At 57.0% G+C, this 24364-nt stretch carries 19 protein-coding genes; 10 read left to right on the top strand and 9 right to left on the bottom strand.

Annotated elements, in window-relative coordinates; translation table 11 throughout:
• The first annotated feature begins 26 nt into the window (after nt 1-26).
• On the top strand, nt 27-1367 hold the full coding sequence (locus Q0106_RS02140) for a solute carrier family 23 protein (RefSeq protein WP_297608234.1): 1341 nt from the start codon (nt 27-29) through the stop codon (nt 1365-1367).
• Nucleotides 1368-1466: 99 nt separating this feature from the next.
• Here Q0106_RS02140 and Q0106_RS02145 read toward each other — a convergent pair whose 3' ends face one another.
• The 5 genes from Q0106_RS02145 to Q0106_RS02165 all read right to left on the bottom strand — a co-directional run bounded on the left by Q0106_RS02145 (nt 1467) and on the right by Q0106_RS02165 (nt 7778).
• Nucleotides 1467-3779 (bottom strand): Tex family protein, encoded by a 2313-nt coding sequence (locus tag Q0106_RS02145; RefSeq protein ID WP_297608237.1) that lies wholly within the window; start codon nt 3777-3779, stop codon nt 1467-1469.
• A gap of 83 nt (nt 3780-3862) precedes the next feature.
• Nucleotides 3863-4369, bottom strand: coding sequence for an AtaL-like protein (locus tag Q0106_RS02150; protein ID WP_297608241.1), 507 nt, complete (start codon nt 4367-4369; stop codon nt 3863-3865).
• Between the two features lie 7 nt (nt 4370-4376).
• Nucleotides 4377-5477 (bottom strand): amino acid ABC transporter permease, encoded by a 1101-nt coding sequence (locus Q0106_RS02155; protein WP_297608245.1) that lies wholly within the window; start codon nt 5475-5477, stop codon nt 4377-4379.
• 10 nt (nt 5478-5487) lie between these two features.
• Nucleotides 5488-6612 (bottom strand): ABC transporter permease subunit, encoded by a 1125-nt coding sequence (locus Q0106_RS02160; protein WP_297608248.1) that lies wholly within the window; start codon nt 6610-6612, stop codon nt 5488-5490.
• 143 nt (nt 6613-6755) lie between these two features.
• Nucleotides 6756-7778: an amino acid ABC transporter substrate-binding protein gene (locus tag Q0106_RS02165; protein ID WP_152157252.1), complete on the bottom strand. Its 1023-nt coding sequence runs from the start codon at nt 7776-7778 to the stop codon at nt 6756-6758.
• 348 nt (nt 7779-8126) lie between these two features.
• On the opposite strand from Q0106_RS02165, the gene Q0106_RS02170 reads away from it, so the two are divergent.
• The gene (locus Q0106_RS02170) at nt 8127-9437 is read left to right on the top strand and encodes a hemolysin family protein (RefSeq protein WP_297608251.1); all 1311 of its coding nucleotides are present in this window, start codon (nt 8127-8129) and stop codon (nt 9435-9437) included.
• A 70-nt stretch (nt 9438-9507) separates the two neighbouring features.
• Here the strand turns inward: Q0106_RS02170 and Q0106_RS02175 are convergent, their stop codons facing one another.
• Nucleotides 9508-12111, bottom strand: coding sequence for a DNA topoisomerase III (locus Q0106_RS02175; RefSeq protein ID WP_297608254.1), 2604 nt, complete (start codon nt 12109-12111; stop codon nt 9508-9510).
• Between the two features lie 110 nt (nt 12112-12221).
• On the bottom strand, nt 12222-13133 hold the full coding sequence (locus Q0106_RS02180; RefSeq protein WP_297608257.1) for a DNA-processing protein DprA: 912 nt from the start codon (nt 13131-13133) through the stop codon (nt 12222-12224).
• 103 nt (nt 13134-13236) lie between these two features.
• Between Q0106_RS02180 and def the strand changes: the two genes are divergently transcribed.
• Nucleotides 13237-13773, top strand: a complete 537-nt coding sequence (gene def / locus Q0106_RS02185; RefSeq protein ID WP_152157249.1) for a peptide deformylase — start codon at nt 13237-13239, stop codon at nt 13771-13773.
• A gap of 16 nt (nt 13774-13789) precedes the next feature.
• Here the strand turns inward: def and Q0106_RS02190 are convergent, their stop codons facing one another.
• The gene (locus Q0106_RS02190; protein ID WP_297608260.1) at nt 13790-14710 is read right to left on the bottom strand and encodes an alpha/beta hydrolase; all 921 of its coding nucleotides are present in this window, start codon (nt 14708-14710) and stop codon (nt 13790-13792) included.
• Nucleotides 14711-14795: 85 nt separating this feature from the next.
• Between Q0106_RS02190 and fmt the strand changes: the two genes are divergently transcribed.
• The 7 genes from fmt (at nt 14796) to Q0106_RS02225 (ending at nt 23858) form a co-directional block, all read left to right on the top strand.
• On the top strand, nt 14796-15758 hold the full coding sequence (gene fmt / locus Q0106_RS02195) for a methionyl-tRNA formyltransferase (protein WP_297608263.1): 963 nt from the start codon (nt 14796-14798) through the stop codon (nt 15756-15758).
• 71 nt (nt 15759-15829) lie between these two features.
• A complete protein-coding gene (gene rsmB, locus Q0106_RS02200) occupies nt 15830-17152 on the top strand; it encodes a 16S rRNA (cytosine(967)-C(5))-methyltransferase RsmB (RefSeq protein WP_297608265.1) in 1323 nt (440 codons plus the stop codon).
• A 20-nt stretch (nt 17153-17172) separates the two neighbouring features.
• Entirely contained in the window at nt 17173-17775 is a 603-nt protein-coding gene (locus Q0106_RS02205) for a DUF4390 domain-containing protein (RefSeq protein WP_297608268.1), read from the top strand.
• Nucleotides 17776-17778: 3 nt separating this feature from the next.
• The gene (locus Q0106_RS02210) at nt 17779-20073 is read left to right on the top strand and encodes an ATP-binding protein (protein WP_297608271.1); all 2295 of its coding nucleotides are present in this window, start codon (nt 17779-17781) and stop codon (nt 20071-20073) included.
• On the top strand, nt 20066-20890 hold the full coding sequence (locus Q0106_RS02215) for a response regulator (protein ID WP_297608274.1): 825 nt from the start codon (nt 20066-20068) through the stop codon (nt 20888-20890). The genes Q0106_RS02210 and Q0106_RS02215 overlap by 8 nt, the downstream gene beginning before the upstream one ends.
• 57 nt (nt 20891-20947) lie before the next feature.
• On the top strand, nt 20948-22360 hold the full coding sequence (gene trkA / locus Q0106_RS02220; RefSeq protein WP_297608277.1) for a Trk system potassium transporter TrkA: 1413 nt from the start codon (nt 20948-20950) through the stop codon (nt 22358-22360).
• A gap of 25 nt (nt 22361-22385) precedes the next feature.
• Entirely contained in the window at nt 22386-23858 is a 1473-nt protein-coding gene (locus Q0106_RS02225) for a potassium transporter TrkG (protein WP_297608280.1), read from the top strand.
• A 30-nt stretch (nt 23859-23888) separates the two neighbouring features.
• On the opposite strand, the gene Q0106_RS02230 is transcribed toward Q0106_RS02225, so the two are convergent.
• Nucleotides 23889-24284: a DUF1840 family protein gene (locus Q0106_RS02230; RefSeq protein ID WP_297608283.1), complete on the bottom strand. Its 396-nt coding sequence runs from the start codon at nt 24282-24284 to the stop codon at nt 23889-23891.
• Nucleotides 24285-24364: the final 80 nt, after the last annotated feature.

The raw sequence follows: 24364 nt of genomic DNA on the forward strand, positions 1-24364 counted from the left end.
TGCCCATTTTCTGAGGTCCTATTGAGATGAGTTACTTTCCCAGCTGGAAGCTGAAGACTTCCGGAACCATTGCCCCGGATGAGCGCCTGCCTGCGGGCCAGACGCTTGCACTCGGCGTGCAGCACGTCGTCGCCATGTTCGGCTCCACTGTTCTGGCGCCGCTCCTGATGGGGTTTGATCCCAATCTCGCCATTCTGATGAGCGGCCTCGGCACGCTCATTTTTTTCGTTCTCGTGGGCGGACATGTGCCGAGCTACCTGGGCTCGTCCTTTGCCTTCATCGGCGTGGTCATTGCTGCAACGGGATACGCTGCAGGTTCGGGAGCTAATCCCAATATTCCCGTAGCACTCGGCGGCATCATCATTTGCGGCCTTATTTACTGCGCCGTGGGCCTCATCGTCATGAGCACCGGCGTCAAATGGATCGAACGGCTTATGCCTCCGGTCGTTACCGGCGCCGTCGTAGCAGTCATCGGCCTCAACCTCGCGCCTACCGCCGTCAAGAGCGTGGGCCCCACGGACTTCGACGCCTGGATTGCCATCCTCACGGTGATCTGCGTGGGCGGCGTTGCCGTTTATACGCGCGGACTCATTCAAAAGCTTCTGATTCTCGTCGGCCTCTCGCTCGCCTATGCGATCTACGCCATTCTGACGAACGGCCTCGGGCTAGGCGGCACGCCGATCAACTTCGGCCGCATCGCTGAAGCTGCCTGGTTCGGCATCCCGCAGTTCGAAACTCCGGTTTTCTCCGTCTCCGCCATTACGCTCATCGCCCCGGTCGTCATCATTCTCGTTGGCGAAAACCTCGGCCACATCAAGGCGGTTACGGCAATGACCGGCCGCAACCTTGACCCCTATATGGGTCGGGCCTTCCTCGGCGACGGTCTTGCGACAATGTTTTCCGCAAGCTTCGGCGGCACGGGCGTGACGACTTACGGCGAAAACATCGGCGTCATGGCAGCAACCCGCGTCTACTCGACGCTGCTCTTCCCGGTTGCCGCGATCTTTGCCATCATCCTTGGCTTCTCGCCCAAGTTCGGCGCAGTCATTCAGACCATTCCGCAGCCGATTCTCGGAGGCACCTCCATCGTCGTCTTCGGCCTCATTGCCGTCGCAGGCGCCCGCGTTTGGGTGGTCAACCACGTGGACTTCGGCGACAACCGCAATCTGATTGTTGCTGCCGTCACGCTGATTCTTGGCGCCGGCGACTTCACGATCCATATCGGGAGCTTCACGCTGGGCGGCATCGGCACGGCCACTTTTGGCGCCATCATCCTCAATGCACTCATGGAGCTCGGCGAACGCCACGTTCAGGGCGAAAAGGAACCTGAACCCCATGAAGCCGACCTTGACGGGAAATCACAGTAAGCCCGGCTGCGTTTCCTGACTTCCTGTTGAAAAAAAAGCCTCAGATTCCTTGCGAGTCTGAGGCTTTTCTTTCTTCGTTGTTATTGCTGATTCAGCTCATCAGCGGCGAAGCTTCGCAAAAGCTGCGCCGAGCGCAGTATTGGTTCCGGCATTCCCCCGGTCGGATCGATCCCGGCTCACGCCCTTTGCCTGTCTCGACGCACCCCTCGAAGCACCGGCCCCGGCAGTCCCGTCCGAGCGCATAGAAAGGGAGATGCGCTGACGCGCCGCATCCACATCGAGCACAGTCACCTTAACCACCTGTCCCACACGCACTTCCTTGAACGGATCCTTCACAAAATGGTCCGCGAGCGCTGACACGTGAACAAGCCCGTTCACATGAACGCCGATATCAACGAAAGCGCCGAAGGCTGCAACATTGGCAACTACGCCCTCAAGCTTCATTCCCGGATGAAGATCCTCAATGGTCTGGATGTCATCCTTAAATTCAGCCGTTTTGAATTCCGCTCTTGGATCGCGTTCAGGCTTCTCAAGCTCACGGATGATGTCAAGCACGGTAGGCGCACCGAATTTTTCATCGGCATAATCCGCCGCCCGGATCTTCCCGAGGAGCGCTTCATTGCCCATAAGTTCCCGCACGCTCTTGAGCTTAAGGCGGGCAACCATTTTCGCCACAACCGAATAGGACTCCGGATGAACGCCCGTACCATCGAGCGGATTTGCTCCGCGATGGATACGCAGGAACCCGGCGGCCTGCAAAAAGCGCGCATCCCCAAGATAGGGCACATTACGAAGCGCCTCTCGATCACGGAAAGCCCCGTGCTTCTCGCGATAGGCAACGATTTCCTGCGCGACGCGGCGCGTAAGGCCCGCAATATGACTTAAAAGCTGGGGGCTTGCCGTGTTGACGTCTACGCCGACGAAGTTAACGCAGTCTTCAACAACCGCCGAAAGACGGCGCTCAAGCTTCTGATGATCCACGTCGTGCTGGTACTGCCCCACGCCGATTGCCTTGGGGTCGATCTTCACGAGTTCAGCCAGAGGATCCTGGAGGCGCCTTGCGATCGAAACCGCCCCGCGGTAGCTGACGTCAAGTCCGGGAAGCTCCTCGCTGGCAAGCTCCGAGGCAGAGTAAACGGAAGCTCCCGCCTCGCTGACGATGACGCGCTGAGCCTTGACTTCCGGATGCGCGCGCAGGACTTCGCCGACAACGGCAGAAGTCTCACGGCTTGCCGTCCCGTTGCCGATCGCAATGAAGGCGATTCGGTAGGGCTCAAGCATCTTCAGAAGCTTCAGTTTTGAAGATTCGCGGGCAGCATCGGACCCATGCATCATGAGAACGTCGTGAGCAAGCACGCGTCCCGTATCGTCAATAATGGCGGCTTTGACACCCGTACGGAAGCCCGGGTCAAGACCAAGAACCGCATGATGTCCGGCAGGCGCGGCAAGAAGCAGGTCGCGCAGATTTTCACCAAAAACGCCGATAGCCGTTTCTTCTGCGCGCTCCCGAAGCTCTTCGAGAAGATCCCCCTCAATGGAAAGACGAAGCTTCACGCGCCATGTCCAGCGGCAGACGGTAAGGAGCCACATATCTGCGGCGCGTCCGGTTCGGCTGATGCCGAGGAGCTCGGCAAGCCGCGCTTCCGCAGGATGAGGATCACGCGCCTCATCTTCGGCAGGAAGCTCCACAGACACCGTAAGGAATCCCTCCCGGCGTCCGCGAAGAACGGCAAGCGCACGGTGCGACGGGACTTTCGAGAGCGATTCCCGGAAGTCGAAATAATCACGGAATTTTTCCGCCTTCTCTTTTTCCGCTTCCACGAGACGCGAGACAAGCTCTCCGCGCGCAGACATGAAGGCGCGAAGACTTTCTCTCAGCTTTGCATCGAGGCTGAAGCGTTCAGCAAGAATATCCCTTGCGCCATTAAGCGCTGCCTGCGCATCTGCAAAACCCTTTTCTGCATTGACGAAGGCAGCCGCCTCCCGAAGCGGATCCAGCGTCCGGTTGGCCAGAAGCCTGTCGGCGAGAGGTTCAAGTCCCGCTTCCTTCGCAATAGCCGCGCGTGTGCGGCGCTTGCTTTTATAGGGCGCATAGAGGTCTTCAAGCTCCTGCTTGGTCTCGGCTTTCAGAAGACGCTCCTTCAGAGCATCATCGAGCTTCCCCTGTGCCTCAATTGCGGCAAGGATTGTCTCGCGACGATCATTAAGCTCTCTGAGATACACCAGACGCTCTTCGAGCGTCCGCAACTGTGCATCCGTGAGTCCGCCGGTCATTTCCTTGCGGTAGCGGGCGATAAAAGGCACGGTTGCGCCTTCGTCGAGGAGTCTGACGGCCGCTTCCACCTGGGAGGAGCGCGCCGCAATTTCTTCGGCAATATGAGCGCATATACGCGCACTGAGCATGTCGGTCATCTTTCGAAAACTCTGCGGTTAAAAGAAACGCCCGGAAAGGCCTTTTGCCTCATCCGGGCGTCGAATAATAGAGAAGACTCGCTTTAAGCGTGTGCCTCATGCGCCTTGAGCTCAACGAGATCATCAAGAATCTTCACGAGAATGCTTCGATCCTTGCTTTCATATGCAAGACGTCTGAGCTGATTGAGCTGCGCTTCCTGCTGCGTTTCCCTCTGCGGAGGCTCGCGATCTTCGTGATAGGTAAAGCGCACGAAAAGGCTTCCCTTTTCAGGCTCCTCGATCGTCATGCTGAAATCCGATGCCGGCCGGGGGCCATCGGCATCAATATGCGCGTGATAGCTCCCGTCCGCCAAAAGCTCGATTTCTTCTTCGAACTTCAGCGTCCCGAAGCTGATCTCTCTCCCGAAGGTCACGGATCCCGGCGTTTTTCCCGGAACCTCCGCCTTTGTAATCCGGGAGCCGCTTACTTCCTCGATATAGCTTTCCGGATGCCGCGCGAAGTCAGCAATGCCGCGCGCGAGATCCTCGCGGGTAAGAACAAAGGGAAGCTCTGGGATGGATGCCCGGATGATGTGCTCATGAAATTTCATAAACGAATCAAATTTGAATGGTACGGCGCGACTTTGTCCCCTGAAGCTTTCCTTCCAGCCACTGGCTGTAGCGCGAAATGATGAAGCTCGAGACAAAATAGATCATCACGATGAAAGCGTAGCCTTCAATGAAATAGGGCCTCCAGAGGGCATCCCCAAGCGCAAGCTTGAGCGACCCGGTAAGGTCGTACATTGAAACCACCATAACGAGCGAAGTGTCCATAAAGCAGGACAAAAGGCTGTTGACGAAAGCAGGGATGATCGCCACCAGGGCCTGAGGAAGAATAACGCTTGTGTAGCACTGCCTTTCCGTAAGCCCCAGCGAACGGGCAGCAGCAAACTGCCCGCGGGGAATGGTCTGAAGCCCGCCGCGCACGGTTTCTGCCATATAGGCCGCCTGAAAGAGCGTAATGCCGATCGTCACTCGCCAGAAGGCATCCACCTTCATCCATTCCGGCATCAGGAGCGGAAAGACAAAAGCCGCAACGAACAGCACGGTAATCAGCGGCACGCCGCGCACGAGCTCGATATAGCCCGTTGAAACGGCAGAAATGATGGGCAGTCTGCTGCGGCGACCGATGGCAAGAAGAATGCCCAGAGGCGAAGAAGCCGCCATGCCGAGAAGCGTAAGAATCACCGTCAGCGGCAGTCCGCCCCACATGTCGGTACTGATTTCTTCCAGTCCGAAAATGCCGCCGATCATCAGAATAAAGAAGGCGGCAAAGGATGCAATCCACCCCCAGAGAAGCATTCGCAGACCCCGGTGCGACCAAAGAGACGGCACTGCGGAGATGACGAGCATGAGAACAATGATGAATGTGGCTAGCGCCGGCCGCCACTGCAGCTCATAAGGGAAGCGCCCGAAAATAATGAGGCGCCATTTTTCGGTTACAAAGCCCCAGCAGGCGCCCGCAGCTTTCCTGCAGGCATTAACGTCGGCGTTCCAGACAGCATCCAGAACCGCCCACTTGATGAACCAGCAGAGGACGAAAAGGATGACGGCGCCGAGCACTACCGAAACCACGCTTGCCCCTGGAGAATAGAAGCAGCTCGCACGCAGTCGCTCCCAAAGACCGCCCGGAGTGCCCGTAATCTGAATTTCCGGCATGAGCATCTCCTTACTGCGGAGCCCGCATAATGCGGGCATTGAGCTGATTCATGAAGACGGAGATGAGAATGTTCACCGTCAGATAAACGCCCATGATGAGGCAAATGACTTCCAGCGCCTGACCGGTAATGTTCATCACCGTCGTACCCACATTGACCAGATCCGGGTAGCCCACCATCACGGCGAGGGAAGAATTCTTGGTGAGCGTCATGTACTGGCTCGAAAGCGGAGGAACGATAAGCCGCATTGCCTGAGGGAAGATGATGTAGCTCACCGTTTCGCGCGTGCGGAATCCAAGCGCCGAAGCGGCATCCCACTGCGCCGGCCGCACGGACATCACGCCTGCACGGACAATTTCCGCAATCATCGCGGAGGTATAGAGCGTAAGACCAAGCCAGAGCGTCAGAAATTCCGGCGTAAGCTGCGCGCCGCCGGACATGGAAAAGCGAGTTGCGACCGGATGATTCCAGCCTCCCAGCACGCCGAGGATCACCCAGACAAGGGCGAAAACCAGCACGAAAGCGAGAAGTCCGGAGCAGTTGGCAACAAGCGAGGTTTCCCGGCGGCGAATGATCCAGGCGGTGCAGAATGCCCCGGCAAGACCGGCAAGGGCCGCGATGCTTCCTGCCCACTGCATCTCGGGAATGGCGAAAAGAAGGCCGGTTTTAGAGAGATACACCCAGTCGCCCAGATGGAATGCCGCACGAACGCCGGGCAGCAGTTCCGTCACCACCAGATAAAGCGCGAGAAGGAGCACCAGAAGCGGCACATTGCGGTAGGCCTCAACATGCGCGATGCCGAGAAAACGCACCACGGCATTTCTTGAAAGCCGCATCAGGCCCACAACAACGCCCAGCACCGTCGCCGACACTACCGTGCAGGCAGAGACTCTCAGCGTATTGAGGATGCCCGTCGCAAATGCCTTCCACAGCGGATCGTTGCTGGAATATGGGATCAGCTGATCGCTGATCTCGAAACCCGCGCGATTCATCAGAAAATGGAAACCGCTTTTGATGTTTTTCGCTGCAAGATTGGCTTCAACATTGGAAGCAAGCACTGCAATGAAAGCAACCAGAAGAAGGATCAATGCCGCCTGAAGCGTGAATTCACGCCGGCGGCGAATCTTCTCGCGCAAAATCCAAGCATCATCTCCAGGAACGATGCTGAAGCTCTCTCTAGAAAACATAACTTTCGGGATCGGAAATACGAAGAAGGCTCCAGGCAGCCAAATTGCCCGGAGCCTTTCGTCAGGTTCCTGAAGGGAAAAAGACCGTCAAATCAGCGAATCGGCATGGCATACATGAGGCCGCCGTCCGTCCAGAGACGATTCATTCCGCGGGGGAGATTAAGCGGGCTCGTCGGACCGAAATACTTCGTCCAGGATTCGCCGTAGTTGCCGACCTGCTTAATGATACGGTAGGACCAGTCCTTGTCGAGGCCGAGCATCCTGCCCATATCCTCGCCGGCGCCGACCAGACGCATCACATTCGGATCACGGGAATTCTTGCGCATGTCGTCCACATTCGCCTGAGTAACGCCAAGCTCCTCTGCCCCGAGGAAAGCCATGAAGGACCAGCGAACGATTTCAAACCACTCCCAGTCGCCGCGGCGCACGGCAGGCCCAAGGGGCTCCTTGGAAATCGTTTCCGGGAGAATGACGAATTTAGAAGGATCCGGCGCGATCATGCGCACGCCCGCGAGGTCGGACATATCAGTCGTATAGACATCGCAGCGCCCGGAAATGAAAGCGCTCTGCGTAGCCTCCGTCGTGTCGAAGACCACCGTCTTGTACTTCATGCCGTGCGAATGAAAATAGTCCGCCGTAGTCTTTTCCGTAGTGGTGCCAGTCTGCACGCAGACCGTCGCGCCATCGAGCTCCTTCACGCTTTTAACGCCGAGCGAAGCCGGCACCATGAAGCCCTGACCGTCATAGTAGGAAACTGCGACAAAGACGTTGCCGGTACTGGCGTCTCGGGTCATCGTCCAGGTGGTATTGCGCGCGAGCATATCGATTTCGCCCGAAGCCAGCGCTGCCATGTGCTGCGTCGAGGAAAGCGGGACGTACTTCACTTTGTCTGCGTCGCCCAGCACGGCCGCGGCAACCGCACGGCAGGTATTGACGTCAAGACCCTGCCAGCGGCCCTGACTGTCGGCGCTGGAAAAGCCCGGAGCAGACGTATTGACGCCGCAGACGAGCTGACCGCGGGACTTAACCCGATCAAGTGTTTCGCCGGCCTGCGCCGGGAGTGCGACAGCTGCGGCAGCAAGAAGAACTGCAGCGGAAAGGAGCTTGGACTTCATGGCAAAAGGTTCCTCAGATAAACGAAGGGATAGAGCTTTCCGACAGGATAGATGCCGGCACGAAGCAGCTGAGGCGCAGTGCGGCGGCTCCATGAGAAAACGCTTGAAGGCTGAAAGAAAAAATACCCTTCCAGGTGGTTCAACCCCGGGTCTCAGCGCTGTTATTTAAGAAAATAACGCGAAAAAACAAGTGGTTAATAAGGAATTCATGGTAAAATCTCTGACCTGTGTTCAATATAGCGGAAATCTGCTCGCCCCAAGGCTCCGCCTGCATTGAGAATCGCGGTGCGAGCGCGCATCCCGACTTTCATACGGACCGCACTGAACCAAGATTTCCCGGAAATATTTATGGATTCCCTGCCGCAAGTTGCGGCGCTTTTCGGCCTTGTGCTGCTCAGCGCCTTTTTCTCGTCTTCTGAAATCTCTCTCGCTTCTGCATCCAAGACGCGACTGCAGACGCTTGCGGATGACGGAGACAGACGCGCAGCGCTCGTCCTTGAGCTTCAGTCTCACCCTGGGCAATTCTTTTCGGCGCTTCAGGTGCTCGTAAATGCCGCCGCGCTTTTGGGCGGCGTCATCGGGGATGCTGCTTTCTCACCTTTCTTCGACTGGATCTTCTCGATCGTTCTTCCCGGGCAGAACCTCTCGCATGTGAGCTTCATCATTTCCTTCATCATCGCAACGACGCTCTTCGTCATTTTTGCGGATCTGCTCCCGAAGCGTCTTGCCATTGCGCGCCCGGAAGCGACTGCAATGTTCGTCGTGCGCCCGATGAACGTGCTGATCAAGTGCCTGCGCCCCATCGTGTTCGTCCTCGAGCGTCTCTCGGATGCCTGCATCCGTTCGCTCGGCATGCCGACAAAACGTCAGGAGACCATCACCTCCGAAGACATTCTCGCGAGCGTTGGCGCAGGTGCCGCAGCTGGCGTCATCGCTCCCGAAGAGGAAACCGTCATTCAGAACGTCTTTGAGCTTGAATCCAGGCTCGTGCCTTCTGCGATGACCGCACGCGAAAGCATCGTCTACTTCACGCTTGACGAAACCGACGAAAGCATCCGGGCGAAGATCGCCACGGTTCCCTACAACCGCTTCCTCGTCTGCGACAAAGACCTCGACCATGTCGTCGGCTTTGTCGATTCCAAGCACCTCCTGCGCCGAGTCCTTGAAGAAAAACCCATCCTTTTCCAGGATCCTGAGCTTCTGCAGGGCGTTCAGTTCATTCCGGACTCGCTGACGCTTTCCGAGGTTCTCGACGTCTTCCAGCGCACGCATACGGACTTTGCCGTCATTCTCAATGAATATGCCCTGGTGGTCGGCATCATCACAATCAATGACGTTATGGCTACCGTCATGGGCGACCTGGTCACGAATGAAGATGACGTGCAGATCATCCAGCGCGATGCAGACACATGGCTCGTTGACGGCGCCACGCCGATTGACGATCTGGAGCACGCACTGGAAATCGATGAGCTGCCTGAAGACTCGGCCTACGAAACCGTTGCAGGCTTCATGATGTACATGCTCAGAAAGATTCCGAAGCGTACCGACAAAGTGGTCTGCGCCGACTATACGTTTGAAGTGATGGACGTCGACAACAACAAGATCGATCAGGTGCTCATCACAAGAAACAAGAAAAAGACCGAGAAGCCTGCCGAGTAACAGCTGAGCCTCCGCAAAAGAAAAATCCCGCGACGTTCTTTTCCGTACGCGGGATTTTTCATTTTTCAGATCAGCCTTCCGACTTCTTTGTCCTGCGGGCCGCAGGCTTCGCGGCGCTCTTCTTTGCTGCGGTCCTGCGCACAGGCTTCTTAGCCGCTGCCGATTCTTCCTCAGTTTCTGCTGATTTCGCCGCATCCTTTGCGGCGTCCTTTTCCCGTTTTTCGAATTCGAAGGCTACGGTCTTCTTCTTCGAATCCCAGACGAGATAAGACTTGAAGGGACGATTCGTACGCTTGGAAATAAACCCGTCGAGCAGATGCGTTCTGCCTTCCGCCAAAAGCGTGGCCACTTCCTCTCGCGTAATCGTCCGCTGAAGAATCGTGCGGCTCATGCGGAAAGTACAGGTACGGGGCTCATTGACGGCGTGCTCGCAGATGTAGTGATCTCCAAGTTCAAGGACGCGGCCGCGGCAAAGCGGGCAGTCGCCCACTACCGGAGCTGAAGCGATTTCCTCTGCACCGACTTCAGGGCGCTCCTCAAAGTCAAAGCGCATCCCCCATTGCCCTGTTTCCTTGTCTTTTTCAAGCACAAGCTCACTCTCAAAGGGGAATCCTCTGCGGCTGACGAAACCCGTGAGAGGTCCCACCCGATGATTGGCGAGGAGCTCCTCGACCTCTTCGGCTTCAAAAGCACGACCCGACGGGTGCTTGGAAAGCGAGAAATAGCACCCGGGCGTCGTGCAGGCAAAACGCTTGTAGTTTTCAACGATTTCACCGCCGCAGGCCGGGCATCTGTTCTTGAAGTGGATGGGATTGACAATCGGCACGCTGTCGCCCTCGTACTGCTTGGCAACAGCGACCATGTTTTCCGTCATTTTGCGGATTTCCGCCATGAAGTCGTCGCGCGACCCCTGACTATGTTCAATCTGAGCGAGCTTGTACTCCCATTCCGCCGTGAGCCTCGGCTGCGTGAGCTCGTCGATGCGCAGACCGCGCACGAGCTGCATGAGCTGAAATGCCTTGGCATTGGGCACAAGCGCGCGCTCTTCACGACGCAGATACTTCTGCTCAATGAGGCCTTCAATGGTCTGCGCGCGCGTAGCCGGCGTGCCGAGTCCCTTTTCCGCCATGGCATCGCGCAGCTCGTCAGCTTCAAGCTTCTTGCCTGCAGATTCCATCGCGGAAAGGAGCGTCGCATCCGTAAAGCGCGCCGGCGGCCTTGTCTGATCGGCAAGAGACTCGATATGCGTCGTCAGAACCTTCTCGCCGTTTGAAACGGGGACAAGATCGCTCTGCGTGCGCACGGCCCTCGAAGCCACTTCCATCCAGCCCGGCTTTGTAAGCACCTTGCCTTCCGTCAAAAAGACCTCGCCCTCAACCTGGGTGCGGCGGGTTGTGACGTTGAATTCAGCGGCCGGGAAGAAGACCGCCATAAAGCGGCGCACGACGAGGTCGTAGATTTTCTGCTCGGTTTCCTCCAGCCCCTTTGGAATTTCACCCGTCGGGATAATCGCAAAGTGGTCGCTGATCTTCTTATTGTCGAAAACCCGCTTGTCATGAGGATTCACCCAGCCGTTCGTCAGGATCTTGGCGGAATAGGCGTCATATTCGGGAAGCTTCTGCAGATGAGCAAGCGTTTCCTTTACCGTCGGCGCATAGTCGTCGGGGAGAGCTTTGGCATCCGTACGGGGATAAGTCAGCACCTTGTGGCGTTCATAAAGCCGCTGCGCAATGGCAAGCGTCATCTTGGCAGGGAACCCGAAACGGCTGTTGGCCTCACGCTGCAGCGACGTAAGATCGAAAAGCGCAGGCGCAAGCGATGTCGCTTTGCGGCTTTGTTCCGTTACCGTACCCTCGCGGCCCGCGCACTTTGCGACAATTTTCTCTGCATCAGCCGCACTCCAGATGCGGTCGGCGCGAAGCTCCGCCGGCATGCCCTTCGTTTTCGTAAAGTCAGGAGCAATCCACTTGCCTTCATACTCGCCGGCCGCGGCCTTGAAGGTGGCGTGGACCTCCCAGTAATCCTTCGGCTTGAAGTGATTGATTTCCTCTTCACGAGCGACAACGATCGCGAGCGTCGGCGTCTGTACGCGGCCGACGGTTGTGAGGAAAAAGCCTCCATCCTTGGAATTAAAGGCAGTCAGCGCACGCGTGCCGTTGATGCCGACGAGCCAGTCCGCTTCAGAACGGCTTCTTGCAGCAGCTTCGAGGGGCTTCATTTCTTCGTCGGAGCGCAGCTGCGTAAACGCCTCCTGAATGGAAGCCTTCGTCATTGACTGCAGCCACAGTCTGCGGATCGGCTTTTTGCTGCCGCAGGCCTGAACAATGTAGCGGAAGATGAGTTCACCCTCGCGTCCCGCATCGCATGCATTGATGAGGTCAGTAACAGAACGGCTGCGTATTTTTTTCGCCAGCGCCGTGTATTTGCTCTCCGACTTCTTAATCGGCTGCAAATCGAAATAAGGCGGAATGACCGGCAGATTTGCAAACGACCAGCGCCCGCGCTTGACGTCGTATTCCTCCGGCGCCTTAATTTCAAGGAGATGTCCCACTGCCGACCCGATGATCATGTCATCGCGCGTCCAGAACTCCCCGTCTTTCTTAAAGCCGCCGAGAGCACGAGCGATATCGCCTGCTACTGACGGTTTTTCTGCAATCACCAGGGTCTGCGCCATGGCATTTTCTCCTTACGACGGAAGCGGTCTGAAGTGGGTTTGGTTTCTGAAAAAACAATTTCAGGCACCCTGCATGCCCGCGGGACGGCCTGAAAAGCAGGCGCATTATGTCATTTTTGTGCGGCCGGATTTTCTATGCCGAGATCTCTCAATGTTTCGACGAGCATAGCGCCTTCGCGTATAAGCGCATTCGCACCACGGGAGAGCGGATTATGAATGCTCCCCGGAACAGCGCCGACAAGGCTGCCGAGCTCAGCCGCCCTTCGTGCGATGTCGAGTATAGGAGAAGAGCGCTCTGCCTCAATAACAAGCAGCCGCCTCGAGAACCCGGCAAGAAGGCCGTCTCTAAGAACTTTCGACGCTTCACTCTGAGATGCATCCGGAAGCTCCGCAGAGATAAGAAGACCTCCGGCGGCAAGAAGCGCCTTCAGCAGTCCGGCCATTTCCCGAGACGCCCGCGCCGTGCCGGAAGCGAGGAGCGCTGCCGGCGGAACGCCATTATGCGCGGAAAGTGCGCCGGAAATGGCTGCTGCCGGTATTCCTGGCTCAGCCGGCACCAATACGGTCAGGCCTGCCTCGGAAATAGCCTTGCCGAAGAATTCAGCATTCCGGAGGCCTTCCTCGTCCGCAGAAACCGACCCGCAGATTGTGACGGCCTCGCGCAGCAAGAGCGACTCATTTCCTCGTGCAAACAACAGAAGAGGCGCCGTTCCGTTTTCGATGAGGCCTGCCGGATAAAGAGAATCCGCAATGGTGAGCACACTCGCCTCCGGAGTGCTCAGAAGTCTGTCGACTGCAGCATCCGCCTCATCGTCCGCCGCGCCCCGGGCAGCCGCTGCAACGCCTTCGGCAGCAGGCATCCCGACTATCCTTGCCAGATCAGTAAGCGACGCTTCAAGCACAGCCTCCGCACTGCCGTAAACCTTCAGCAGCCTGATGGCTCCGAAAGTATCCAGATTGCGCGCCAGCCGCAGTTTTATCCAGTTGCGCACATCTTCCTGATTCGTCTCTGTTACGCGCATTGGTTCCTTTTCTCCCTGAGCATTTCCTCGATCCGCACAAGGTTATAATTCTCGGCCTTTTCATGTACATCCGGCTTCCCGCCATCGCGGGGAGGAGTATTCCGTGGCTTTGCTTCCCGTACTTCAGTATCCGCATCCTGCACTTGCCGCAAAGGCCGAGCGCATCGACGTTTTCGACGAAGACCTTCAGCGCCTGGCTGCCGACATGGCTGAAACCATGTATGCCGCTCCCGGCGTCGGACTTGCCGCCAATCAGGTAGGCATTCTCAAGCGCATTATCGTCATTGATGTTACTGACGACAAAACCGGCCTGCGCGTGCTTTGCAATCCTGAAATCATTGAGGCAAGCGAAGAGCTTCAGGATCACGAGGAAGGCTGTCTTTCCCTCAAGGGGCTTTACGAACATGTGAAGCGCCCGGCACATGTTCGCGTCCGTGCACAGGATGCAACCGGCAAGGAAATTGAACTGGACTGCACCGGACTGCTTGCCGTCTGCGTGCAGCATGAAATGGATCACCTTGACGGCATCGTCTTTATCGATCACCTCTCCATGCTCAAAAAGCAGCGAGCCTGCACCAAGCTGCGCAAGCTCCGCCGGGAGGAGCGGGAGAAGGAAAAGGAAAAAGCCGCCCGCCGCTGATGAATACGCCCGCGCATCACGCCGGATGCGCGTGGCACTCTTCAGCGATCCATTTTGCGTACGCTCCCATCAGAGACGGCGGCAGCTGATGCCCGAGACCTTCAACGGGAATGAGCTTCGCTCCTCTAATAAGTCTTGCCGTTTCCTCTCCTGCCGCAAAAGGCAGGAGCGGATCTTCTGTACCGTGGATGACAAGCGTCGGCGTGCGCAGCTGCCCTACGGCCTTTGCCCGGTTCCCGCTCGCAAGCAGTGCAATCAGCTGTCGACGCGTCGCCACGGGATCGTATCCGATCCGCGGCGCACTTTTTATTGCATCCTCCAGCTCTTCCGGAGTCGGCCGGTATTTCGAACCTGAAAGCGCTGTCAAAACAGTTTTGAAGTGCGCCCTGAGCGCCTCCGGTGAGGAAGCATCTCCTGTTCCCGCAACTGCAAGAATCGCACGAAGCGAACCCAACCCCGTTTTTGGGTTTCCCACCGCTGATGAAATGGAAGTAAGCGTAGCCACCCGGTTCGGACACTGCGTGGCGAAAACCTGCGCGATCATGCCGCCCATTGACACGCCCGCGACATGTGCGCGGCGGATGCCGAGATGGTCGAGAAGCCGCTCAATGTCAAGCGCCATATCTTCAAGCGCATACTCGCCGGTAACGGGAAGTCCGATCACCGTCCGAATGATTGCCCGGGCGACATCCCGTCGTCCCGGCTGCCAGCCGGAAAATCTGGACGAAGCGCCGGCATCCCGATTGTCGGGCGTAATCACCTGGAATCCCTCTGCAAGCAGCCCGGAGATAATGCCTTCGGGCCATGCCTCCATTGAAAGACCAAGCCCCATCAGGAGCACCACTGCCGGTGCCTCGTAGTCACCGTAGCGGCGATAGGCATAGGTGAAGCCGCCTGCATTCAAATATTGAAGCTCTTCCATAACATCAGAATCCATCTCTTCTGCCTTATCGAGGCATCGTAGTCGATCCCTCTAAAATAGCGGGCGATTCTGAATAAAACTTCCCTTTCAGGCTTTTCTCATGAAGATCATTTTTGCCGGTACGCCGGACTTTGCCGCTGAAGCTCTGCGTGCGCTTGCGGAAAACGGTCATGACATTGCTCTCGTACTCACTCAGCCCGACCGCCCGAGCGGTCGAGGCATGAAGCTCACGCCTTCGCCGGTCAGAGTGCTTGCCGAATCCCTTGGGATTCCTGTGGAAACACCCAAAACGCTGAGCCTGAAAAGAGATCCTGAAGGGGCCGCAGCAATGCACGAAAAGCTCCGCGGCATCAACGCCGATCTTCTGGTTGTCGCGGCATACGGACTGATTCTCCCGGAGCCCGTTCTCAACTGCGCGCGCGGCATTGGTAAAGCTGGCGACATCAAAGCGATCAACATTCATGCAAGTCTGCTGCCGCGCTGGCGCGGCGCAGCGCCTATTGCCCGCGCGATTGAAGCAGGCGATGCAGAAACCGGCGTTACGCTCATGAAGATGGAGCTTGGTCTCGATACCGGCCCCATGGTGCTCGTGGAAAAAATCAAAATTGCCGATGACGATACGCATCATTCCCTCACGGAAAAGCTCGCGCGCATCGGAGCGCAGCTTCTGATCAAAGCGCTTGAAAAACCCGGCGATCTTGAATGCACTCCTCAGCCCGAGGAAGGCGTGCTTTATGCAGAAAAGCTTTTGAAATCCGAAAGTCGGATTGACTGGAATGAGAGCGCCAAAGTCATTGCCCGTCGTATGCGCGCCTTCACGCCGTTCCCCGGACTGCAGTTTGAGTACAAGGACAATCCCGTCAAGGTCTGGGAGGCAAATGCCCATGAATGGCCGTCCGATGCCGCTCCTGGCACCGTTCTTAAAGCTGACGACGCCCTCCTGGTTCAATGCGGGAAGGGAGCGCTCTCAATGACCATACTGCAGCGCGCAGGCAAGCCGCGCATGCCCGCTCACTCGGCCATCCAAAGTCTCGGCATTCAACCTGGCGACACGCTCAAGTAACGGCTTCGCCAGCTTTCGACACCCATCATTGCAAGTGACTATTTCCCATGACTCATGAATCTCCGGAAGCCGTGAAGCAGACTCGACAGCTCCCGCTTCGCAGACTGCTTGCGCTTGCCGCCACGGCGCGCAAACAGATGAAAGGGGGCTCATCCTTTGCCGCGGCGCTGGATGCCGCCGCAGAGAGCTTGCCGTCTCACGCCCGTGCCGCGCTGCAGTCGATTCTTTACGACGTTGTGCGCAACCTCGCGCTTACCGGCGCCCTGTCAAGAAAATTGCTCAATAATCCCCCTCCGCCGCCGGTGCAGAATATTCTTGAAGCTGCGCTTGCTCTTCTCATTACGAAGCGGTACAACGAATTCACGCTTGTGAGCGAAGCCGTGAACGCTATTCGTGCTGATAAACGTACTCAGCGCTTCTCCGGCCTCGTCAATGCAGTCCTGCGCCGTTTCCTGCGCGAAAGTAATGTCCTTCTCAAAGATCTGAACAAAATCCCGGAAGTGCGCTTTAATGCGCCATCCTGGTGGATCGAGAAGATTCGCGCCGCGTATCCGCAGGAGTGGGAAAAAATACTTCTGCTCCAGCGCCAGCACGCACCGATGACGCTGAGGGTTAATGTCCGCCGAACCACGCCGGCCGCATATCTGGAGCGGCTCACGCAGGCCGGAATCCCTGCCCGTCAAATTGGGCTTGAAGCCGTTCTTCTCGAAAAACCGCTGCCCGTTCAGGACATACCGGGATTTGTCGAAGGAGATGTATCCGTACAGGATGCCGGGGCACAGCTTGCCGCTCACTTTCTCCCCGTCAAGACAGGCGATCGCGTCCTGGATGCCTGCGCCGCGCCCGGCGGAAAAACAGCCCATCTGCTCGAGCTTGCCGACTGCCAGGTTACGGCGCTGGAGGTTGCTCCCGATCGAGCAGAACTGATCCGCGAAACTCTCGGGCGACTCGGCCTCTCAGCGGAAGTTCGTGCTGCGGATGCAGCTGACACTCAGAAGTGGTTCTCCGGCACCGCCTTTGATGCCATTCTCCTCGATGCTCCCTGCACCGCCAGCGGCATCGTAAGGCGCCAGCCGGATGTTCCATGGTCGCGCCGCCCCGAAGACATCCGCCGGCTTGCTAATGAACAAAAAAGAATTCTGGAAGCGCTCTGGCCCTGCCTGAAAACAAACGGATATCTGCTCTTCTGCACCTGTTCGCTCTTTCCTCAGGAAGGACCGCTGCAGATCAAGGAATTTCTCGTGCGTCACCCGGATGCTTCGATGGTGTCGCTTGGCGAAACAGGGATAGGTATGATGAACCTTGTTCCGACAGAAGATGGCGTCTGGCCCAATCCGCAAATGCTTCCTGCCGTGCACGACGGCTTTTTCTACGCACTGCTAAAGAAGATTTAGTTTTCCGCAGTTTCTCCGGCATGTCACTTTCCCGAACCTTCAGCTTTTCCCGCATCGCTGCGCCTCTTTTATGCGCGACGATGCTTGCGGCTGCCGGTTCCGCGGAAGCAGCAAGGGCTCAACTCATGAGTGCGGCACTTACTGTTGATGAGCCCGGCGAGCGTCCGGGGCTCTTCATAGAGGCGCATTACGAGTTTGACCTGCCAATGCCGCTGGTGGATGCCATGCACCGCGGCATTGCACTCTACTTCACCTATAAATTTGAACTTTCAAAAGACCGCTGGTACTGGTTCGATAAAAATATTGCGGAAAGCGACTTCAACATCCGTCTGGCATTCAATCCGCTCACCCGACGCTATGCCGTTTCCTACAGCGGCATTTCTCTCAACTTCGATACGCTGGAAGAAGCGCTTCCCTACATCAAAAACATCCGGCGCTGGCGCGTGGCCTCTACCCGGGATGCCGCTGATTCAGGCCTTACTGCCGGCATCCGTTTTTATCTGGATGCAGGCAAGCTCCCGAAACCCATGCAGGTAACAAACCACGATTCAGGCGACTGGACCGTGGAAAGCGACTGGACATCTATAGCGCTGCCGAAGGATCTGGCGCACGAGGAGGATTAAGTCATGTCCTCCTGGCTTCGCGGCATCTTTATCGCTGCGCTTGTGCTGGCGGGCCTTTCGCTCTTCATACTTGCCGCAACAAGCACGGACTCAACCCTTTTTGAACGTTGGTTCCCTGTTCTGCTCGTCATCAACCGGGCAATTGCTGTCGTTCTTTTTGCCGTTGTGGCAGCAATGGCGCTGCGTCTCTGGCAGCGCCTGCGCAACAAGGAATTCGGTGCGCACCTCACCAGCCGTCTTGCGCTGTCCGCAGCGGGACTTGCACTGATTCCCTGCGTTCTTATTTACTTTGTTTCCTCTGTCTTCATTTCACGCTCCATCAATTCCTGGTTCGACGTACGCGTGGAAAAGGCGCTTGATTCCGGCGTCACAATCACCCGGGGCATTCTTGCCCAGCAGCAGGTTGAGGCTGAAGCGACTGCGAGACATATTGCCGGACTGCTCACCAATACCCCGGCATCGCTCATCATGTCGGATCTGCTCAGAATTCTGGAAGGCCGCCCCGGCATTGAAGCACTTGTTTTTCTCTCCAATGGAACCGCCATTGCGGCTGCGGGCTCACGCATCAATGTTCTGATGCCCGACATGCCGACATCAAGCCAGATTCAAACCGTCAAAAGCGCGGGCATATACAGCGTGATCGACGGAGACGTTAATTTCGACGCTCAGCGGGATGAAAAACTATCCATCCGCGTGATTGTTCCTGTTCAGTCCGAAGAATCAGGCGCTGCAGACGACAATGTTCGCGACACTGCTAAACCGGGCTCAGGCCTGGAGATGCGGCGTCAGCAGTTCTATCTTCAGATCATTCAGCCGGTTCCGGAAGAAACCGTTAAGAATGCATCCATGCTTGTAGCGGGATACCGCGACTATCAAACTCTGGTTCTCTCTCGCGCCTCGCTTCAGAGCGTTTATGCGAGCACGCTTTTTCTCGTCACGCTTCTCGGCGCGCTCGGCGCTTTTGCGCTCTCGCTCGCCTTTGCGCGCAAGACCGTAGCTCCTGTTCTTCAGCTTGAGGAAGGCACGCGCCGGGTGGCAGACGGCAACTTTCACCCTATCCGGGAATTTTCCGGCAACAACGAAATCAACGTCCTCACGCAATCCTTCAACCAGATGATCCGCGACCTTTCTGAGTCGCGCCGCGTGATCGATGAGCAGAGGCGGCGTGCAGAACAGGCGCAGGCCTATCTTGAGCGGATTCTCGCCAATATTTCCTCCGGCGTGATTGTGCTCGACCGCACTGGCCGGGTGATTACTGCCAATGCCGCAGCCCGCAGAATTCTTGGAGAAGAGAGCTGCCGCACAGGAATCGAACTCAGCAAGATTGAACCGGAGCTTTCCGATGCACTTCGAAACGCTCAGCTTTCCCTTGGCTTCGAGAAAGAAACCGGCGCTGCAAGTCTGGAATTCCAACTTGAACGCAAGGAAAAAACTATTCCGCTCTTTCTCAAGCTCTCGCGCATGCCGCTTGGAGCCGATGAGCCCGGCCTTGTCATTGTGTTCGATGATGTCTCAAAGATCATTGAGGCGCAGCGGGCCACTGCCTGGGGCGAAGTCGCCCGCAGACTGGCTCATGAAATCAAGAATCCGCTCACACCTATTCAGCTTGCGGCCGAACGACTGGCCTTCCGGCTTGAACCCAAGCTCGAAAACGACGATGATGCCGAAATGCTTGCCCGGGCAGTCAAAACCATTACGACTCAAGTGGATGCACTTAAGCAGATGGTCAATGATTTCCGGGAATACGCCAAGCTCCCCGAGGCGAAGCTCTCTCCGCTTGACCTCAACGACTTCGTTCTAGGCGCAGCCCAGCTCTACCAGGAAGCAGGTCTTGCCATCAAGCTCGATCTAGAGCGCGGTATTCCGCTCATCGAAGCAGATGCCTCTCAACTTCGACAGGTATTGCATAATCTGATTTCCAACAGCATCGATGCAGCGGAAGGCGACGTCCCGAAAATCGTCATCTCAACGCGTCATATTCTGACCGAGCGCGGCATGAGTGCCGTGCAGCTTCATCTGCATGACAGCGGCGTTGGTTTCAGCGAAAATATCCTCGAGCGCGCCTTTGAGCCCTATGTAACCACCAAAGTTACAGGCACAGGGCTTGGGCTGCCGATGATCAAGAAGATTCTCGATGAGCACCGGGCAGTAATCCGTCTTTCCAACCGCCTGGACTCTACCGGCACGCTGATTCTTGGCGCCCAAGTGGATATTCTGTTCGAGCACCTCGCACCCGGCGACCGACCGACCGTCAGTGATGAACCGGTCATTACAGCAACTAATCAACAAGATGACTGAAATTCTTATTGTCGACGATGAACTCGGCATCCGAAACATTCTTTCGGAAATTCTTGTCGAGTCCGGCTACCGTGTAGCCACAGCCGCCAATGCCAATGAGGCACGGGCTAAGGTTGCCGAACGCCACTACGATCTGGTGCTTCTTGACATCTGGATGCCGGATACGGACGGTCTCGCACTTCTGCGCGAATGGAAGTACGGCGGTCTCTTAAACTTCCCCGTAATCATCATGTCCGGGCACGGTTCGATCGACCATGCGCAGCGCGCATTGGATGACGGTGCCGTCGACTTCATTGAAAAGCCGATTTCCCTTAAACGTCTGTTGTCAGCCATTCAGCTCGGTCTCGTCAAATGGCACGAGCAGCAGCGTCAGGCTGCGGAAGAGCCTCCTCCCGAGAAGCGTACCCGCGGCCGCCGGCGCAGCATGCAGCAGGTACAGCGGCTTCCGGCTTATGAAATGCCGGATTACGGTCTCGTCCTCGACTTCAATCGTCCGTTCAGAGACCAGCTGATGGATTTTGAGAGAGCCTATTTCAAAACAGTGCTCAATCATCTCAACCACTCCATGGCGGAACTCGCCCGCCACGCTGGCATGGAACGCACGCACCTCTACCGCAAGGTTCGTTCGCTCGGCATCAACGTTGAGGAAATGCGCGAGGAGGCTCGCCGCACTGCGCCGATGCCGCCTGCCGGCGGAAGCTATGCCAAGCCTACGAGGCCGGTTCTAGCTGAAATCGAAACTTCTGACGAGAATTCGATTGACAATCCGACCGGCTCGACGCTGGATCGATACCCGCTCAACAACACTCTCAAATAATCTCTCTGCTCCAGGAAGCCCGCTCACATCCAGCGGGCCTCTTTCTTTCAAGACATCATGAAGATTCTCATTATCGGAGCAGGCCGCATTGGTAGTTCCGTTGCAGAAAGTCTGGTATCGGAAGCCAATGACATTACCGTCATAGACAAGGATCCGGCAAATATCAGCTTTCTGCAGTCTCGCTTTGACCTTAGAGGCATTGTGGGAGATGCGCTTTCGCCGCAGCTCCTCGAAAACGCCTCAGCAGGCGACACCGACATGCTGATTGCGGTGACCTCCAGCGATGAGACCAATCTCGCTGTCTGCCTGCTTGCCTCGAGAATCTTCAATATCCCCACGAGAATCGCCCGCGTCCGCAACGAAGAATTGCGCAGCTACCCCCGTCTTCTTCGGGAAGAAGGCTTCGACGCCACCACGGTTATCTGGCCCGAACAGGCGCTCACGCATTATCTCGTGAAGCTCATCGACATCCCGGAAGCTCTGCAGGTACAGGAATTCGCAGAAGGCCGGGTAAGCCTCATCGCAGTAAGAGCTCAGGAAGGAAGCCCCATGGTTGGCGGCCCAATCGGCGAGCTCAATGCCCATATTCCCAATGCATGCGCGCGCATTGCAGCGCTCTTTCGCCGCAACCAATGTCTCGCGATTAATGCCCGTACATTGATAGAAGCGGGCGATGAGGTGATTTTTGTCGCCGATACCCGGCACGCACGCCTTGTCACCACACAGCTTCGCCGCAGAACAACAGCCACGCGCAGCCTGATCATTGCCGGCAGCTCAATCATGAGCCGCAGCATCGTTCAGGCGCTGACGGAGGGAAACGAACTCACAGGAGCGGCTCCTGCATCCATCCGCGTCATTGAAGCAGACCGTCGTCAGGCCGAAGATCTCGCACTGACGCTCGGCGACCGCGCAATGGTGCTCTCGGGTGACTTTGACGACGAAGACACGCTTCTTTCTGCGGGCGTCGAAGGGTGCGATCTTTTTATTTCGCTTTCTTCGGACGACGAAAACAATATTCTTTCGGCGCTTCTCGCCAAACGACTCGGTGCGCGACGGACCATTGCACTCGTCAACCGGAGAATTTACGGCGAGCTTATCGAAGGCTCCCGCATCGACATCACGGTTTCGCAAACTCAGGCTGCGCTTGATGAACTTATCCGCTACGTCCGCCACGGCGACGTCACTGCAGCCTATTCGCTGCGGCACGGCATCGCCGAAGCCCTCGAGTTCGTAGCTCACGGCACCCCTGAAAGTTCTCGTGTGGTGGGAAGGCGCATCGACGCTATTCGGCTGCCTGCAGGCTGCAGCGTCGCCGCGCTTATTCGCGGCGAAGGTGACGACACCAAAGTGCTGATGGCGAGTTTCGACCTCATCATTGAACCGGAAGACCGACTCATCATTTTCGTGCCCAACCGCCGCCTTATTCCGGCTGTTGAGAAACTTTTCGCCGTAGACGTGAGCTTCTTCTGACGCCAAACGGGAAACTGAGAGATCTATGCTCACGACTCTGCGCGTACTGCTCTTTCCGGTACTGAATGCCCTCGGTCCTGTGCTGATGGCCTTTGCGGTCATTATGTTGATTCCGGCTGTTTACAGCTGGACCGAGGCGGATGGCGCCGTCATGGACTTCATCATGGGAGCCGGCATCACGGCTGGTGCCGGACTTTTCCTCACTCTGACCCTATTGCGCTTCCGGCAAGAGCTTACCGCTCGCCACGGATTTCTCCTTGTCACGCTGTCCTGGGCGCTGATTGCCGCTTTTGCAGCCATTCCGCTCATGCTGCACATGCCGGGACTGGGCTTCGAACGAGCGTATTTCGAGGCTATGTCCTGTCTCACCACGACCGGCGCCACTGTGCTTACAGGACTCGATGAGCTGCCGTACTCCATGAACGGCTGGCGATGCTTTCTTTCCTGGCTGGGCGGCATGGGCATCATCGTCATGTCCGTGGCAATCCTGCCGCTGCTCGGCGTCGGCGGCGCTCAGATTATGAAGGCAGAGACAAGCGGCCCCCTCAAGGAAACGCGTCTCACTCCCCGCATTGCGGAAACCGCACGATCGCTCTACCTCATTTACTTCGGCATTTCTGTTGCCTGTGCGATTGCCTACCATTTCGCAGGCATGCACTGGCGCGATGCGGTCATGCACATGATGACGACGGTGAGCCTATCGGGCATTGCCGCACATGATGCGAGCTTCGGCTTCTTCAACAGTGCGGCAGTGGATGCCGTCGCCGTTATCTTCATGGTGATCTGCGGCTTCAGCTTCACGCTCCACTTCGTTGCCTGGCGCCGGCATGACCCTCTCGTCTATCTGCGCAACCCCGAAGCGCTCGCCTGGATCGGCCTTCTCCTGGTGCTGATTGCCGCCGCGACTCCAGTACTCTATCTGTCAGGCCTGGCCCCCAGCGTTCCGGAAGCGCTGCGCGCAGCAGCCTTCTCCATTGTGAGCGCAGCGTCCACAACAGGCTACGCTACATCCGACTGGTCTCTCTGGCCCTGCGGGCTGCCTGCCGTTCTTCTGCTCAGTTCCGCCGTTGCTACCTGTGCGGGCTCCACCGGCGGAGGCCTGAAGATGATTCGAGTACTCATCCTCATCAAGCAGGCAAAGCGCGAGTTCACGCTGCTGCTCTACCCGAACGCGGTCTCCCCCATAACAGTCGGCGACGCAGCCATCCCGAATCACATTGTCTTCGCCGTTCTCGGATACACGCTGCTCTGGACCTTTTCCGTCCTTGCGGGAGCCTTTGCCCTGCTGGCTACCGGCCTGGGATCTCTTGAGTCCTGGTCGGCAGCGGTTGCCTGCATTACGAATCTCGGTCCCGGACTCGGCACTGTCGGCCCGGTTGGAAACTACCAGGGCCTCACAGCACTCCAGCTCGACATCCTCACCTTTCTGATGATGACCGGCCGACTGGAGATTTTCACCGTTTTCGTGCTCTTTACCCGGGCATTCTGGCGAACCTGATCGGCTCAGCAGTCAGATACTTCATGAGAATCAACGCCCAAGCGTCGTCCACATAATGGGCTTTTTATGCTTGATGGCGCGGCGGATCATATCCTGAAGCGGAACCATTCGCTGATAGAGGCGGATCGAATCCTCACGGTTCTTCTTTTTCTCCTCTTCCTCGCGCTCTGCTTCAAGCATGCGGATTTCATTCTCATAGGAGCCTTCCCGCAGACGCTTTTCCCGCTCTTCCTCGAGCTTCGCGGCTTTTGCTTTATCCGCTGCCGCAGCTTCGTCAAGCCTTCTGAGCACATCAGGCAGATCCTCCGCCATGAAGCCGCCCTTTTCGTGGAAAGGCTCATTTATTGCCTTGAAGATGCGTTCAACCGTTTCTTTAAAGGCAATAAAGGGACCGGTAGCCACGCAACTGAACTGAACCAACGCCATTTTTGAATTGATGTCCGTATCGTCTGAGAATCCGCGCCGCATCAGGAATGCGAAACACGCGTCCTGAGATGCCGGCAGTT

The organism is uncultured Sutterella sp. (assembly GCF_937923675.1).
Lineage (GTDB): Bacteria > Pseudomonadota > Gammaproteobacteria > Burkholderiales > Burkholderiaceae_F > Sutterella.